This window comes from Cutibacterium sp. KBN10P07758 (genome assembly GCF_050286205.1).
GTDB classification, from domain to species: Bacteria; Actinomycetota; Actinomycetes; order Propionibacteriales; family Propionibacteriaceae; genus Cutibacterium; species Cutibacterium acnes.
Window position 1 is genome coordinate 1 of the sequence record NZ_JBNNQV010000002.1, and the last position, 15,464, is coordinate 15,464.

15 protein-coding genes are annotated in these 15,464 nt (G+C 68.1%); 1 reads left to right on the forward strand and 14 read right to left on the reverse strand.

The features are described 5' to 3' along the window. The 13 genes from ACOYO3_RS12235 to ACOYO3_RS12295 all read right to left on the reverse strand — a co-directional run. Nucleotides 1–625 (reverse strand): hypothetical protein (locus ACOYO3_RS12235; protein WP_427305936.1); only part of this gene is annotated, 625 nt, incomplete at its 3' end. Nucleotides 626–636: 11 nt separating this feature from the next. After that, a complete protein-coding gene (locus ACOYO3_RS12240; protein WP_176453841.1) occupies nucleotides 637–996 on the reverse strand; it encodes a ParB family protein in 360 nt (119 codons plus the stop codon). Then, the gene (locus ACOYO3_RS12245; RefSeq protein ID WP_176453819.1) at nucleotides 993–1,787 is read right to left on the reverse strand and encodes a ParA family protein; all 795 of its coding nucleotides are present in this window, start codon (nucleotides 1,785–1,787) and stop codon (nucleotides 993–995) included. The genes ACOYO3_RS12240 and ACOYO3_RS12245 overlap by 4 nt, the downstream gene beginning before the upstream one ends. Nucleotides 1,788–2,017: 230 nt before the next feature. Next, nucleotides 2,018–2,884: an ArdC-like ssDNA-binding domain-containing protein gene (locus ACOYO3_RS12250; protein WP_255994251.1), complete on the reverse strand. Its 867-nt coding sequence runs from the start codon at nucleotides 2,882–2,884 to the stop codon at nucleotides 2,018–2,020. A 621-nt stretch (nucleotides 2,885–3,505) separates the two neighbouring features. Continuing rightward, on the reverse strand, nucleotides 3,506–5,422 hold the full coding sequence (locus ACOYO3_RS12255) for a hypothetical protein (RefSeq protein ID WP_176453821.1): 1,917 nt from the start codon (nucleotides 5,420–5,422) through the stop codon (nucleotides 3,506–3,508). Nucleotides 5,423–5,636: 214 nt separating this feature from the next. Next, nucleotides 5,637–5,888: a hypothetical protein gene (locus ACOYO3_RS12260; protein WP_255994252.1), complete on the reverse strand. Its 252-nt coding sequence runs from the start codon at nucleotides 5,886–5,888 to the stop codon at nucleotides 5,637–5,639. Between the two features lie 75 nt (nucleotides 5,889–5,963). Next, the gene (locus ACOYO3_RS12265) at nucleotides 5,964–7,244 is read right to left on the reverse strand and encodes a MinD/ParA family ATP-binding protein (RefSeq protein ID WP_176453822.1); all 1,281 of its coding nucleotides are present in this window, start codon (nucleotides 7,242–7,244) and stop codon (nucleotides 5,964–5,966) included. A 16-nt stretch (nucleotides 7,245–7,260) separates the two neighbouring features. Then, nucleotides 7,261–7,911 (reverse strand): hypothetical protein, encoded by a 651-nt coding sequence (locus ACOYO3_RS12270; RefSeq protein WP_176453823.1) that lies wholly within the window; start codon nucleotides 7,909–7,911, stop codon nucleotides 7,261–7,263. Further along, nucleotides 7,908–9,428 (reverse strand): NlpC/P60 family protein, encoded by a 1,521-nt coding sequence (locus ACOYO3_RS12275; protein WP_176453824.1) that lies wholly within the window; start codon nucleotides 9,426–9,428, stop codon nucleotides 7,908–7,910. The genes ACOYO3_RS12270 and ACOYO3_RS12275 overlap by 4 nt, the downstream gene beginning before the upstream one ends. 5 nt (nucleotides 9,429–9,433) lie before the next feature. Next, nucleotides 9,434–11,848 (reverse strand): VirB4-like conjugal transfer ATPase, CD1110 family, encoded by a 2,415-nt coding sequence (locus ACOYO3_RS12280; protein WP_350226801.1) that lies wholly within the window; start codon nucleotides 11,846–11,848, stop codon nucleotides 9,434–9,436. Then, nucleotides 11,772–12,308: a PrgI family protein gene (locus ACOYO3_RS12285; RefSeq protein ID WP_176453825.1), complete on the reverse strand. Its 537-nt coding sequence runs from the start codon at nucleotides 12,306–12,308 to the stop codon at nucleotides 11,772–11,774. The genes ACOYO3_RS12280 and ACOYO3_RS12285 overlap by 77 nt, the downstream gene beginning before the upstream one ends. A 3-nt stretch (nucleotides 12,309–12,311) precedes the next feature. Then, on the reverse strand, nucleotides 12,312–13,157 hold the full coding sequence (locus tag ACOYO3_RS12290) for a hypothetical protein (protein ID WP_176453826.1): 846 nt from the start codon (nucleotides 13,155–13,157) through the stop codon (nucleotides 12,312–12,314). 12 nt (nucleotides 13,158–13,169) lie between these two features. Next, on the reverse strand, nucleotides 13,170–13,373 hold the full coding sequence (locus ACOYO3_RS12295; protein ID WP_176453827.1) for a hypothetical protein: 204 nt from the start codon (nucleotides 13,371–13,373) through the stop codon (nucleotides 13,170–13,172). 81 nt (nucleotides 13,374–13,454) lie between these two features. Between ACOYO3_RS12295 and ACOYO3_RS12300 the strand changes: the two genes are divergently transcribed. Then, nucleotides 13,455–13,790: an ArsR/SmtB family transcription factor gene (locus ACOYO3_RS12300; protein WP_176453828.1), complete on the forward strand. Its 336-nt coding sequence runs from the start codon at nucleotides 13,455–13,457 to the stop codon at nucleotides 13,788–13,790. Here the strand turns inward: ACOYO3_RS12300 and ACOYO3_RS12305 are convergent. Beyond that, a complete protein-coding gene (locus ACOYO3_RS12305) occupies nucleotides 13,762–15,462 on the reverse strand; it encodes a VirD4-like conjugal transfer protein, CD1115 family (protein ID WP_176453829.1) in 1,701 nt (566 codons plus the stop codon). The genes ACOYO3_RS12300 and ACOYO3_RS12305 overlap by 29 nt on opposite strands. Nucleotides 15,463–15,464: the final 2 nt, after the last annotated feature.

Below are 15,464 nucleotides of genomic sequence, written 5' to 3' on the forward strand. Positions count from 1 at the left end.
CTACAGCGTCAGCGGCGCGCCGCGCCTCGATGAGGGTGGCCGCCAGCGGATGGGCACTCTCGGCTGCTCGCTCCTCCACGGCCTTGATGATCTTTCCGGCCTCCTCATACATCGCGGTCACCCGGTCGGGGTCACTGTCCCACTCGGGTCCCCCGAGCTGGGGCATGTCGGCCTGGAGCGCGGCCAGCCGGTCGCGCTCCTCGGCCGTGGCCACGGCCTCCCAGAGTGCATCGGCCGCCGCGTCGACGCGGCGGCCGAGTTCTTCGGCCGCGTCCTCGTAGAGCTGGTAGAGCCCGAAGTCCTCGAAGACGGCCTCCACGTCGAGCGCGAGGCGCACCGGCTCGGTGCGCCAGGCCAGCAGGTCCCGATCATCGGTGCCGGCTGTCCCCTCGACGACCTGGCGGATGAGGGCGGCCTCCCACGATCCGGGCCGGCCGGCCAGCAGCTCGTCGACGCTGCCGATGTTCGCGGCCACGGCCGTGAGCACGTGGCACGCGATCCCCGCGAAGTCGTCCGGCTCCGTGTGCTCGCTTGGGGTGCCCGCTCCGACGACGCGACGCCGGCGCGCCGCGTCGGTCAGGGCCGTGATCGCCTGGGCGATCGGGTCCGGGACTGTCTCGGTCATGTCTGGCTCCTTCAGTGGGTGGTGATGCCGGGCTTGGGGCCTGGCGTCACGGCGTCGAGGTCGGGGAACGGGCGGCCGTCGTTGTACTCGGCTTCCAGCCGGGCGACTTTCTCGTTGACGGCTTCTTGGACGAACTGCCAGTAGGGGCGGATGCCGAGCTTCGCCTGCGTGTAGAACCACGCTCCCCTGGCACGCCGGCCTTCCTCGATGGTGTGCTTGAAGCTGGTGCGCGTCCATCCTTCGCCGGTCCCGGTCTTTTTCGCGGCCTCGTGCCGGGCCTCGTCAACGTTGGGCGGCTGCGCCGCCTCGACGGCCTGGGGCACGAGGGGGTTGCTCAGGTTGGTGGTGCGCCGCTCGGGCCGCTTGCTCATTTGATCGCTCCTTTAGTGATGGTGTCGAGGTGCTGGCGGTAGAGGTCGGCCAGCTCGGCGGCGTCCTTGCCGCCCCACTGGTCCAGGCCGGTGGCAGCCTCCAGCGCGTCGGCGATGACGGCGCGCTTCGGGATGGGCGGATCAAGGATGGTCAGGCCCTCGATCTTCTCCAGGTCTTCCAGAGCGCTTCGCGCGCCGATGGTTTGCGCCTCGTACTGGTTGACGATCACCCCGGCCACGGCCAACTGCGGGTTGTAGTACTTGCGCACGATGGCGATCGTCTGAAGCAGCCGACCGAGCCCGGCGATCGAGTAGACCTTGGCCTGGGTGACGATGGCCACCCGCTCGGCGGCCACTAGGCCGTTGAGGGTGAGGTGATCCAGCGATGGCGGGCAGTCGATGAGCACCAGGTCGTAGCGGTCCGCGACGCTGGCCACGGCCTCGCTCAGCCGGTGCTCGACGCCGGGGGTCTGCGTGGTCAGCAGTTCGTTGCGAACGCTGGTCAGCGCCTCGTTGGGCGGCGTCGGGGCCACGTCGAGGCCATCCCACACGCCGGGGACGATGACGCTCTCCAGCGTCTCGGTACTGCGTTCACTCAGCGCGTCGGCCACGCCGACGTCCTCGGGCGTGGGCGTGTCTTTCGCGGCCGACATGGTGGCGTTACCCTGCGGGTCGAGGTCGATCAGGAGGGTCCGCCGGCCCTCGGTGACGGCGGCGCGCGCGAAGTTGACGGCGGTGGTCGTCTTCCCGACACCGCCCTTCTGGTTGCTGATTGCGAGGGTCATGCTCATGCTGTTGGTTCCGTTCGTGCGATTGGTGCGGTTCGTGGTGTTAGTGCCATTCGTTCTGTTCGCACTAACTAGTGTAGTCGCTTCCCGCCTCGCTGTCACGGCGTCGAGGACAGTCGGGAGATCAAGTCCGGCCGGAGGCCGGCGCACCGTGGGGGCTCCGGCCGGACTTGTTCTCACTGTTCATTCTATTCGTTCCTTTCGTTCTAATGGTGCGAATCGCACCATTAGAACTAGTCGGTGATGGCTTCGATGATCCGGTGCGCGGCGGCCAGCACACGGCTGGCGCTCTTGCGGATGAGGTCGGCGTCTCCCTTGGACCATCCGGCGACGTAGCCGACGCTGTAGGCGCTGGTGTCGAGTCCAACGATGCCGGCGACCACGTGGGCGACGCTTTCGGCCTCGACCTCGCATTGTCCCCGGTGCTCGTGGTACTCGGTGGGGGTGATGTCGGCGTGCATGAGCGCGTGGGCGGCCTCGTGAAGGGTCGTCTTGGCGGCTTGGGCGGGGGAGATATCGGCCGCGATCACGATTCGCTTGTCGTCGTGGCTGGTGTAGCCGTTGAGTCCGGCCCCGAGCTGGTCGTGCTCGATGGTCCAGCCCTGGCCGGTGAGCCAGTCGGTCACGGCCTCGGCGATGCCGGCGGGGTCGTCGCCGCTGAGCTGGTGGGCGTCGGCGGGGTTCTCGGGGATCGGCTCGGCTCCCTCGATGGGGTCGGTCTGGGCGAGGTCGAAGACGGACACGGGGAAGAATCGCGTGCGGCGTCGCTCGGTCTCCTCTCCGGTGGTCTCGTCCTCGATCGTTTCGGTGACCTCGCGGCCGCCGAAGATTCTGATTCCGCGCTCACCTTTGCGGACCTGCCGGCCGAGCTTCTGCCAGGTGCGGTACCCCGCGACCTGCGTCGCGTTCTCGCGCTGGGCGAGGATCAGGAGCAAGTTGTTCAGGCTGTAGCGGTGGAACTTCCCGGCGAAGGCGAGGAACTGGGCCCATGCTTCCGAGGTGGCCAGGGCCTCAACCTGCTGGGCGATGGTCTCGTGCAGTTCGGCCGCTTCGGTGCGGCGCTGCTCGGGGGTCTTGTGGGTCTTGATCTTCCGGGCCATGATGTTGGTTCCTTTCGTGTGATTGGTGCGGTTCGTGCGAACTGCCTGTCTTCCCTCACGTTTTTTTGCCATTGAAGGCACTGGAAGTGCCGCCAGGGAGGGAGCCCGGAGTGCAAGGGACCGTGGAATACCGGACTGAGCGCAGCGAGGGAGGATATGCCGCGAAAGCCCTTGCGCGTAGGGCGGACGACCGTATGCTGCCGAAGGCTTCAATGGCAAAAACGTGCGCCGTAGGCGCATGCTGCCGGCCGCGCAGCGGCCGTCCTTATGATGACGGTCCGCCAGGGCCGCCTGGGGAGGGTCGGCCTGGGGGCCGGCTCGTTGTGGTCGGCTGTCCACCTGTGGGCGGGCCAGCCGGTCGGGAGCTGGGCCGTCCACAGGTGCGTCAGGCGGTCCCCTCTACGGAGCGGCCCTGTGGGGCGTTCTGCGGGCCGTGACCCCCTTCCGCGTGTGGTTGCCTGGGTGGGGTTGAGTTCGGCCGTTTCGGGGCGTTGTATGGCGTCGTTTTTCGTGGTCGATCATGGCTGCCGCCTGTGGACGGCCCTTCGGCCCGCCCACAGTTGCCTTCGAAACCGGGTGGCCGGGTTCCGGCGTGGTTGGGACGAGGGTTGCCCCCGGCGGTCAGGCGGCAGTGACGAGGCTCTGATGAAGGTGGTCGAGTGCTCCGGCGGCGATCGCTTCGCGGGCCGCTCGATGGTCAGCGCGGCCGTCTGGTCGGCGCGGGTAGGGGGGGTAGATGTCCCAGGGTCGGCCGAACGTGAGCGCAATCTGTCCCGTGGGCTGGTGGCGTCGTTTGTGGCGGCCTGGTGTGGTCATCCATTCCAGTTCGGCCTGCCACCATTCCCACAGATCGCGCTCGGCCTTGTAGCGGCCTTCTCGTGCGTCGAGACGCCCCTCGACGCCGAGCCGTCGGGCCGCGAGGTCGCGCAGCTCGGGCCGGGTTCGCCGCCAGCCGGTGGGCGTGGCCACGATGAGACCGGCGTAGGCGAGTCGGTCGAGTAGGGGGGTGATCTCCGTAGTGGTGACCTGGGGGTGATTGAGCCTGGCGTAGAGGTTTCCTGCGGCGAGGCCCAGGGCGTGGGGGTTGGTGAAGGTGTCGTGGCGGGCGAGGTCTAGGCGGTGGGTGAGTTCGTCCAGGAGGAGGTTTCTCCATCGGCTGCCCGCCCCTGCGGGGCGTGCAGCCCCTTGTGACCGGGCATGGTCTGCATCCATGTGGATAGCGGTCTGGGGCTCGATTGTCCAGGTGGTGGCGTGCCTGCCGGTGCCCGCCTGGGCCTGGCTGATCCACCCGTCGCCGGCCAGGCGCAGGAGGGCGGTGCGGGCGGTCTCTCGGCCGATGCCGGCGAGCAGGGCGAGGCGGCGCACGTCTGCTTCGACGGCTGCGCTGACGGCTTGGAGGGCGAGCAGGCACAGGGCGTCGAGCACGCGCCGGTCGGCCGGCCCTCCTCCGCGTGTCCAGCGCCCTGGTGCCGCATCGGCGCGGCGCTGCACCTGGTCGACGGTGGCGGCGATCGCTTCGGCTCGGGGGTCGAAGGTGGGATCGTCGCCTGCCTGGCGCGCGTGGGTGGCCACGAACCTGACGGCGGCCTGCCACACTCGGCCGAGCGCGGCTTCGCTGCTTTGGGCTCCGTGTGTGGGGCGCGCCTGGCGTGCACGGCCTCCGTGGCGTGCGCGCTGGGTGCGGGCGTGCTCCATGCCGGGTGCCGTGGACACGAGGGCGGCCGCGTCGCGGTAGTGCCAGTGGGCGGCGGCTGCACCGAGCAGGATCACGTAGAGGACGCGGGAGGCGTCCTCACTGGCGGCGGCGTCTTCGTCGACGGCAGCGCGGCTCTTGGCGGGCATGGCACGGCGGGGTCCGGGCAGCCACGGCCGCCCGTCCTCGTCGACGGGCACGCGCAGCTCGGCTGCGTGGGGGAGCGAGGTCACCGTGGCCACGTCGCCGAACTCCTCATTGAGTCGGGTCGCCAGGGCCACGAGCTGGGCTGGTGTGGTGGTCGGGTGTGTGAGGGTGGCGAGATTTCCGGCGATCACGCGGGATGCTCCACCGTGGCGGTGGGGCGTGCCGGGGGGGCGCAAGCATCCGGTGGTCGGGTTGAGCAGGGGAGTGGGGTCCAGGCTGGTGGCGAGACCCTGGAGGGAGTGCGTCAGGTGGTGCACGAGCTGCGGGTCGGCCGTCTCGGCCAGGGCGATCCACACGTGGCGGCCGCCGGTGGGGCCGGACTCGCAGATGACGTGCTCGATGCCGGCCTGGTCGAGCACCGTGGCGATCGCCGTGGCATCCCGCTCTGCTTGGGCGGCTCCGCCCTCGTGGGCGTCGAGGTCGAGGCCGATGTAGCGGTAGCGGCGCTGCGCGTCCGTCAGGTACATGGCCCACGGGCCGGCCGGGGCCGGCCCCGCGACGGGCACCTGCGTCGGGTAGGCGTTCACCTGGTCGCCGCTGGCGGCGCGCACCTGCGGGCGCGGGCTCAACGTGCGTGTGAGACGCCACGCCGCGCCGATATGCGTAGCGTCACGGTTATCGGCATCTGTTGCTATCATGTACGTGTTCCTTCCGGGGAAAGACGCAACGATCCCTCCTTCGGTTGGTGGGCCCCTGCCAAGGGCCCTAGGTGTTTGGGTGTTGCATCGGGTGCCGACTGCCAAACCGGCTTCCGTACTTGGTTCGCTTGATCTGGTTGTGTTGGGGAACTCAGCAGATCAGGCGCTTACTCTTCTGACCCCCGCCCTGCCAAGGGCGGGGGTCTGTTCATGTCTATGCGGTGCCCGTAGGGTCCTCCTCGATGCTCAGTTCCGGTTGGGTGCTATCTGGGGTTGGAAGCTCCCATCCCTGTGGCCAGCCGTCCGGGCCTGGGACACCAGAGCGGATCGCAGCTTCAAGGACTGCCCACTGGGGGGCACCCTTGGCGCGCGCGTAGGCGTCGAGCTTGGCCTTGACGTCCGGCGCAACGAAGATGTGAAGCGCTACGGTAGGCGCTCCACGGTCGCGACGGAATCGGCTGGTCATGACAGTCATCATATAAGGGCGGCTGTACATGTACACGGGCCGACACGCCGGCGTGTCGCGACTTCTTTTCAGATATCAGAGTCCTCGGGCGACGGCGGCGGCTGCGCGCAGCCATGCGCGTTGTGTGCTGGGGCGCAGGCTGTCCCATTGGAGGATGCCGTCCACGATGGCGGGGTCGTGGGGGATCGTGACGACTTCGCGGGCGAGGTCCTGGTAGCCGGTGACGATGTTGGTGATGTCGGTCTTGCTGGCGCGCGGGTCGGCTTGGGTGACCACGGCGACGGCGTTGTCCGCGAGCTGGCGTGAGTGTTGGTCGCGGCCGCGCAGCGCGTCGAGGAGGAGCGCGCCGGCTTCGGCGTGGTCTGCGCGGGTGGTGGTGGGCACGACGATCTGGTCGGCGTGTTCGATGGCTTCCAGCCACACAGGATCGGATTCGTCGTTGCCGGTGTCGATGAAGATGAGGCGGTAGTACTTGCCGACGACGTTCCAGATGAGGTCGACGTCGTGAGGGGTGACGCGCTGGTCGGCGGCGAGCTGGATGGGCTGGCTGCGCAGCACGTCGAACCGGTCGGCGGTCTGGTGGTGAACGTAGTGCGCCAGATCGGCCGACTGGGCTCCGGTGCCCAACAGTCGTTCGGTTTGGGGAAGGAGGTCGAGGACGGTGGCCTCGTGGGGTCCCTGTTCGGTCCGCCATCCCAGGGTGCCCCTGGTTTGGTTGGCGTCCCAGGCGACCACGCCCGCGCCGCCATAACGCGCGAACACAGCACTGAGTAGCACCGTGGTGGGGGTTTTGCCTGCCCCGCCCTTCCCGTTGGCCACGATGATCGTCCTGGGGCCGGGCCAGTGCTGGGAGACGGCGTGCACGTCGTCCCGTTCCGCGCGCTCCTGCTGGCTCGGGTTCATGCGCAGCCCGAGCCGGGTGGCAACGCCGCGCCAGCCCTGCGTGGCGGGCTGCTCGATCTCGGTGGCTTTGAGGAATGAATGGCGGCTCTGGACCTCGCGCCTGCTGGGCAGGTGCGCGATGGGGCTGTCGGCCGAGCGTGGGAGAGTGTGTGCCTGGGTGTGAGGGCTGTCCTGGCGTGGGGTTGGGCTGTCATAGACCGGGGCCGCCGTGGCGGCCGCGGCCTCGGCGGGATCGTGGAGTTCGCCGTCGGGGGTGACGATGACGGTCCACACGCCGTCGGGGTCGGAGGCGGTGAGCGTGGCGCTTTCGCCGGCGGTGGCTGCGCGCTCCTGGGCGATCGCGACGACCTGGGCGCGGGCGTCTTCGAGGCTGGTGGCGGTGATCTTCTGCGGCGTGCCGTCGATCGTGACGATGGCGCTGCCGTCGCGGGCTGTGGTGGCCTCTATGTCCATGGGGATGCTCCTTCGTTCAGCTTTGGGTGGCCTGGGTCTGCATGGCTGTGATCGCCCACTGGCCGTTCTCTTGGGTCGCGGTGACCCATGCGTCCCAGGCCACGTCGTCGGGGGCGTCTGAGCCGTCTCGGGGCGTGGTCTTGACGAGGTAGTGGACGATCCGGTGCGCGTCGCCGTCTTGGTCGGGGTCGAGTCCTTCCTCGACAATCTCGCGGATGGTGACGGTGGTGTAGGAGTCATGCTGCGCGGCCTGTGTGAACTGGGCCTGGCCCTTCGCGGTGTCGGGGTCGTAGTCGGCGGCCGCTTGGCGTAGCGCGTCGGTTAGGTAGATCGCCGCCCGTTGGGTGGCGTAGGCGCTGGTCTTGTCGACCGTGGTGTCCCAGGTGGCGGCCGTGGCCACGTAGGCGCGGATGACGGCCTCGGGGTCGGTGCGGTCGACGGTGCTGGGGTTGGGCAGGTCGGCGAGCCAGGTGGGCTTGCCCCCGGGGATGGGTGTGCCGTCGGGTGCCTGCCCGATTGTGGGGCTGGTCGTGGCCGGCGTGCTGGTGGCGCTCGTCTGATCCGGTGCCGGGGTGTCGTTGGCTGTCGTGTGGGCGCAGCCGGTGATGGCGGCCAGAGTGATGGTGCCGATGACGAGGGCGGCGGCACGCCGGTGGGTGCGCCTCATTGGATTCTCCTGTAGTTGCTCGGTGAGCCGTAGATGGGCTCGAAGTTGATGCCATCAATGTGGTTGTCGGCGCTGACCATCCAGCCGTTGCCGGCGTAGATGGCGACGTGGTAGGCCGGCGTGCCGTAGAAGATGAGGTCGCCGACCTTGAGTTCGCCGCGCTCGATGCCGGTGCCGACCTGCTGCTGCTGGGCGGCTGTGCGGGGCAGGCTGATGCCGAGGCGGCGGTAGACGGCGCTGGTGAGCCCGGAGCAGTCGTAGCCGCCGTCTTGGCGGCCGTTGCCGCCCCACACGTAGGCGTAGGTGTCGTCGGCCGCCACGCTCTTGGCCCACTCCACGGCGTCGGCCACGTCCGCGCTGACGCCGCCCTCGTCGGTGCTCTGGCTGGCGGCGGCCGCGAGGATCGTGGCGACGTAGTTCTGTGTCTCGGTGAAGGCAGGGATGCCCCCGGCGGCCGTGACGGCCCCGAGGCCGGCGTTGTAGGCGGCCAGGGCGAGACTTACGACGTCCCCGGTGATGGTCTTGGCTGCGATGGCGGTCTTCACCTGGTCGACCAGACCGCACATGTAGTGGCCTTGGGTGAGGATCGCGTCGGTCGGGTTCCACACGTCGGCGGGGCCGTCGCCGTCGCCGTCGACGCCGACGCTGGCCCATGTGCCGGGCATGAACTGGCTGATGCCCTGGGCTCCTGCGGGCGAGGTGGCATCGGGGTTCCACCCGGATTCCTGGTTGACCTGGGCGGCGATGAGGTTCGGTGTGATCTCGGAGCAGATGGACCCGGCCTGCGTCACGGCGTCGAGGTATTGGGCGGGGATCGCCACCGTTGCGGGGCGCTGTTGGTCGGCTTGGTGGCCGATACCGGGGATGATCGAGAGCACGGCGATGATCGCGGCCGCGACGGCGACCGCCACGGCGGCGGCGATCAGGCCGGGGGTCGAGCTGAGGGCGCTGATAGCGGCGGCGGCGAGGCGGCCCGCCCACGAGGCGGCCTGGACGGCTTGCCGGGTGGCGGCTGCGCCGCTCCTGGCGGTGCGCACGGCGGTGCGTGCACCCGTCTTGGCGGCGGCCGCCTGGGCCTTGGCGGCGGCGCGGCGTGCGGCCGCCCGCCGGGTGGCCGCGACGACGCCGCCCTTGACGGCTCGGGTGCCCATGGCCGGGCCGCTGGCGGCGCGGCCGGCCCCACGCACCGTCTCAGCGGTCTGGCGCGTTGCTTCTGCTATTCGCCGGGCACCCTTCTGGCTTGCTTTGACGGTCTGTTTCCCGAGAGTTTTGGTAGTGCCTTTGACGCTTCGGCTGGCGGCTTTGACGGTCTTGGTTCCCTGGGTTTTGAGCTGGTCGTCGGCGCTGTCGATGAGGTCGCCATCACCGGCATGAGGTGTTCCCGCTGGCCCGTGCGCGACCTGGCCGGCGGTGTGGCCCGCCTGGCCGATGATCGTGGTGGCGCGGTGCTTGAGGTTGAGGTGACCGAGGTGGCTGGTCGCCTGCCCGCTATCGCCGCTGCTGCGCAGGCCTTTCATGGGTTTTAGCTTCCTTCTCCGAACGTGGTGGAGTACAAGCGGTACAGCTTGCTGTCAGTGGGGATGCGCCCGTCGATCGGGATGACGGCGTTGCCGCTTTTCATCAGGCCGTGTCCCTGGGGCACGTTGGTGAAGTAGCGGCGCTGGTCCTGGCTGAAGTGGAGCAGGGAGCACAGGGCGTCGGCGTCGGTGGCGTTCTGGGCGAGCAGCATGAGGAAGTCGGAGTTGGCGAGCATGAGGCGCGCGTCCTCGTTGCTCAGCAGCTCCTCGATGTTCTGCGTGATCCCGGTGGGCACCAGTCCCCATTTACGGGCTCTTTTGTACAAGCTGCGGAAGTACTCGGCGCTGAACGGGTTGGAGAACAGCAAGTGGAACTCGTCGATGTAGAGCCAGGTGCGCTTGCCGAGGGCGCGGTTGCGCACGACCCGGTTCCAGATTTGGTCGAGGATGACCAGCATCCCGAAGGTGCGTAGCTCGCTGCCCAGGCTGGAGATGTCGTAGGAGATGAGCCGGTTGTGCACGTCGACGTTGGTGCGCTGGGCGAACGCGCCGAGGCTTCCGGTGGTGTAGATCTCCAGGGCGGTGGCCAGCTCCGTGCCGTCGGGGTCGCCGGTGGCGGCCAGCGCGTCGCGCAGCTCGACGAGGGTGGGCATCTGGCCGCCCTCGGCGGCGTAGCGCCGGTACAGGGTGCCGGCGGCGCGGTCGACGAGGCTGCGCTGCTTGGCGGACAGGCCGTCGTGGCCGCCGATGAGCACGTTGACCATGGACAGGACGAACTGGGTCTTGGTCGTGATGGGGTCGTCAGCGTCGCCGGCGGCCTCCAGCTCGATGTCCATGGGGTTCACCCTGTCGGGGCTGCCGGTATCCACGCGGATGGTTGAGCCGTTGAAGGCGGAGATCACGGGCTCGTACTCACGCTCGGGGTCGATGACGATGATGTCGTCGTCGGGCCGGGACAGGAACACGTTGGCGATCTCCATTTTCCCGAACACGCTCTTGCCGGAGCCGGAGGTGCCGAGGATGAAGCCGTTGCCGTTGGTGGTCTTGGTGCGGTCGGCGACCACGGCGTTCGAGCTTTGCGCGTTGACGCCGTACCAGTTGCCGCCGGGCACAAACAATTCCTGCGTCGTGAAGGGGACGACGATCGCGGCCGAAGCGGTGGTCAGGGTGCGTCGCATGGGGACGCGCCGCACGCCGATGGGCAGCTCGGTCGTCAGGGCGTCGTGCTGCATGAAGGCGGTCACCTCCGCGACGCACGACTGCTTGCGGATGACAGTCAGTGCGCGCTTGACGTTCTGATCCAGGTCCTCGCGAGTCTGCCCGGACACGCCGATGACCATGACGGTGCTGAACACCTTCTGGTTGGATGATTCGAGTTCGCTGCGCAGGTCCTTCGCCTCGGTGGTGGCCTCCTGGAGCTTGTGGGGGATCAGGTCCTCGCTGTAGCCCTGTTTCTGGGCCTTCTTCTGCTCGGCGATCGTCTGCATCTCGAGCTCCGCGATCTGCCGCTGGACGAGGCTCATGCCGTCGGCCTGGTCGTAGGGCTCCAGGTGCAGGCTGACGCTGAGGTCGCACTTGATGTCGGCCAGCTCGGAGATGAGCCGGTCGGACAGCCACACCGGGTAGTCGCGGATCCACAAGATTGTGTGGTACGTGTCGCCCGAGCCGTTGTGGAGGATGAGAGGGCCCTTCGCGTCGGTCGTCTCCACGGCCCAGGGGGCCACGTAATCGGCGGTGGCCAGGCGCTTGTTCGGTTCGAACGTGGCCTCGTCGAACGTGAACAGTTCGTGGGGGCGCAGCAGGTGTGCGAGGACTTCAAGGCGCTCGGCACGGGCGAGGATGTCGGCGCGGCATCCCTCCTCCAGGGCGGCGAGCTGCGCGGCGGTCTCGTGGCCGAGGCGGATCAGGGCGGCCTCGGCCTTCTCCCGGTCGGGCTCCTGCACGGTGATGGTGAGGAGCTTTTCGGTGACCGTGTTACGGCTGGCGGAGGCGAGCTTTCCGCGCACGATCCGGTTGAAGTCGTCGCGCCACTCGTCCCATCCGTCGCCGACACGCGGCTTCTGGACGAGCTGTGCGACGTCGGCCTCGTCCAGGATGCGGTTGATGACGGTGATCTCCAGGCGGGTGCCGGCTCCGAAGCTGTTGAGGAACCGCGCCCACCGGTCGACGACCGCTTCCTGCTTGCTCTGCTCGGCGGCGAGGTAGTTGATGTCGCTGATGCGCAGCGTCAGCGACCACTCGTCGGCCCCGAGCCAGGCCACGCCGCTGGGGAGCATGGCCTGGTAGCCGAGGAGCTGCTGAGTGCGCTTCGCGGCGTGCTTGATGCCGGTGACGGCGGCGTTGTCAGTGCCGACTCGCCCGGCGCGCCGGCTGCGCTGCTCGCCGGGCTTCTGCTCGGTCTTCTCGTGTCGTCCGAAGATGCTCGCGAGGAACCACCGTGCGCCGCTTGCGCGCTTGACGACGGGCTGCTCGGCGGGCGCTTCGCGCCTGCTGGGCAGGTGCTCCGGGTTCAGGTACGGGTTGGGCTTCTGCTGTCCGGGTGTTGGTGGGACGGTAGGTGTCGTCATAGGTGATGACCTTTCCGGTGAGGTAGTGGCGGATGAGGTAGCCGAAGAACTTCTCGGGTTTGAGACCCTTAGGCCGCCACCATCCCCAGGCGGCCACGGGAATGAGGATGGGGAAGATGACCCACATAGCGACGTTGGTCGCCTCCTCCCACGTCGCGCCGCCCTGGTGCAGGGCATAGGCGATGGCGGCGAAGACGCCCCCCGCCAGGGGAATGCCGACGGCCAGGGCTCCGAGCTGCCGCCAGGACAGGCCGAACATGACGTGGGCCTCGTAGGCTCGGACCTCGCGGTAGACCTTCATTTCCAGTGCCATGGGCTATCCCTCCCCGACGATCGCCTTGGCCAGGCTGTTCGAGCCGAACAGCAGCAAGATGAGCACCGCCGGCGCGACGAGGAAGCTCCCGAAGTTGCTGATGACGAAGTTCCACATGTCGGTGTTGCCGTCGTAGTGCACGCTGTTCCCGAGCCAGCCGCCGAGCAGAGCCTGGTAGAGCTTGACAGCGATGATGAGCATGACGCCCTGGAGTGCCGTGGTCGCATACCGTTTGAGGTATCCGACGCCGATCTGCTTGGTGTCCTCGTGGCCGAAGAACGCCAGCGGCAACGAGGCGAAAGCGCTGAGCATGTACAGCTGGAGGAACCGGACGAACACGAGGACGGTTGCGAGCATGCCGCCAACCTCGGCCACGATGAACGGGATCAACAGGATGACGAGCATCCCGAGCTGTTTCACCATGCCGGCGTCGGCGATGTCATCGCGCATCGCGTCGCCGATCTGGCTGCCGGCCCCGGCTGTACCGCCCACGTCGACGCTGTTGGCGGTACTGGCAATCGTGGTGGCGATGCTGTTGATCGCGTTGAGGATGAGAACCGCGTTCTGAGCGACGACGAGGACGAGCGCGCACTTGAACATTGTGGCCGCGATGATGCGCACGCCGAGTTCCCGATCGCCTTCCACCCTGGTCGAGCTGCTGGCCAGCATGATGACGAACATGATGCTCAGGACGATCGCCGTGATCGGCTTGACCGCCGTGTTGTGGATGGTGATGGCCGCCTGGTAGAGCGCGCTGTTGTACTGCTCGGGGCTCAGCAGCAGGTCATCGGTGTTGCCGGCCGCCGCCCCCGACAGGGCGTTGAGCATGGCGACGATGGCGTCCTCCACGATGGACGCCTCCTACAGGGCGATCTGCTGGAAGAGCGCGGCCGCCGCGATGATGAGGCCGCCGCCAACGATCTGCCAGACGCCGGTCTGAATCTGCGGCCCGTTGTGGTCTTTGAGCGCGCCGCCGGTGACGATCGCGCCCCACACGAGCCACAAGCCGCCGCCGATGATGGCGAACTTCGTGAACAGGGAGAGGATGGTGTTCAGCATGTCCATGGGATGCTCCTTCGTAGGTGCCTTTCGTATTGTACTATACGAGAAGTGTGAATGGGGTAGGGGTATGGGAGAATACGACTCATGAGTGATGATCCCCTCGCCGGGCCAGTGGCGGCCGCCCTCGGCCAGCTCAACCCGCGCCGCTTCGAGATTCTGCTGGCGTGCATCCGGCTGGGCGGGGAGTTCACCACCAAGGACCTGCGCGAGGCTCTGCCGGGCTCCGAGCCGTCCCTGCCACGTGATCTGAACGCTCTGGAGGACGGTGGCCTGCTGCGCGCCGATCCGCCTCGTGCGATCGCCCGGCAAGGCCGGCCGGTGACGTACACGGTCGCTCCGCAAACCCGCACGGTGTTTGCCCAGATCGCACAGTTGGTTGAGGACGCATACGCTACGCCGCCCGGACCTTCGGGGATTTGAAGGGGCGGAGTCCTCGCACGAGCAGAATCGCCAGATCATTGGGCATGACGCCGATCTCGTCGGGGGTCATCAGCGCACGCTTGACGGTGCGCTGTGCCCGCGTCCACGATCCGGTGGTGCCGTAGGTGCGGGAGACGTCCTCGGTCGTCACGGTCTCCTCGCCGATGAGCGACGAGAGCCACTTCAGTGTGTCGAGGTCGCGGCCGCCCAGGTACAGGATCGAGTCGCAGTTGGCGACGATCGTCGGCCAGTCGTCGCGCCACAGGGCCTGCCCCTGCTTGTAGGACTGCACGATCACACTGGCCGAGATACCGCGCGAACGAATCGTGGACATCACGATCGGGAAGCCAGGTATCTTGCCGATATTGGCGAACTCGTCGAGGAAGCAATGCAGCGGGACCGGCAGCTCGCCGCCGTCCTCGTGGTCGGCCAGGTAGATGTTCTTCTCGAACAACGACTGCCAGAACATGGCCGCGAGGAACTTGAAGGTCTGGTGGGTGTCCGGGATGCACAGGAACAGTGCGGTCGGCTCGTAGCCGATCTGGTCGATGGCCAGGTCGTCGTCGGCGATGATGCGGCGAACGTCGCTCATGTCGAGGGGAGCCAGCCGCACGCCCAAGGAGATGATGATGCTCTTCTTCGTCTCCCCGGCCCCTTGCTCGAACACTCGGTACTGCCGGCACGCGAACTCCAGGACCTTCATGACCGTCTCGTTCTCGTCCCCGCTGGGTTCACTCCTCCACGCGTCGACGAGCTGGCGGGCGACCTCGAAGCGGTCGTCGACCTCGCTGTGGAACTTCTCGGCATCCTTGCCCTCGCTGGCCGCCATCAGCTTGTGCAAGTCGACGACGTCGACGAGGCTGGGCTCTCCCCCGCCGGTCTCGGCCGTCGTGGCCCACACGTAGGCGATCAGGGCGTTGAGTAGCGCCCGCTCGGCCCGCTCCCAGAATCCGTCGCCCCCGGCCTTCTCGGCCGAGGTGTTGGTGATGATGCACTCGGTGAGCTGGGCGATGCTCGCCTCGGGCTGGGTGTCGTCGAAGTAGGCCAGGGCGTTGAAGTGGCCGCTGCGCGCGGGGTCAACGAGGTTGAATACGCGCACCTGGTAGCCGGCCTTGGCGAGTTTGGAGGCGCTTCGCCGGTAGATTTCGCCCTTCGGGTCGGTGATCGCCTTCGACATGGCCACCGTCTCCAGGTTGGGCATGACGTAGCCGCGAGTCTTGCCGGTGCCCGATGCGCCGAGGACACACACGTTGAGGTTGCGGCCCGTGGCCCGCGTGTCGATGCTCAGTGCCTCGGTGGCCGTGAGCTGGATGCGATGGCCCGGGTCCTTGGCGCTCAACGGCGCGATGTCACGGGGCCCGGCCCAGGCGGCCGAGCCCTGCTCCTCGCCGGGACGTGTGTTCTTCCTGCCGCTGACGTTGTACAACACGATCAGCAGCAGCAGGCCGGCGGCCACCGCCCCGGCGATGAGGTCGACCCGCTGCGTCGACAGGCGCAGCGGGTCCCCGCCGATCGCCTCGGCCAGCCCGTCGAGCATTGTGGCCGCCGGCTGGCCGGCGGCCAGGTGCGCGCGTACATGTTCGGTGATCCGGTCCGCCACCCAGAACACGACCAGTGCCCCGATGAGGGTGAGAATCGCGGCGGTGGGGCCGAAGCGTCGGGTCCGGTTCATGG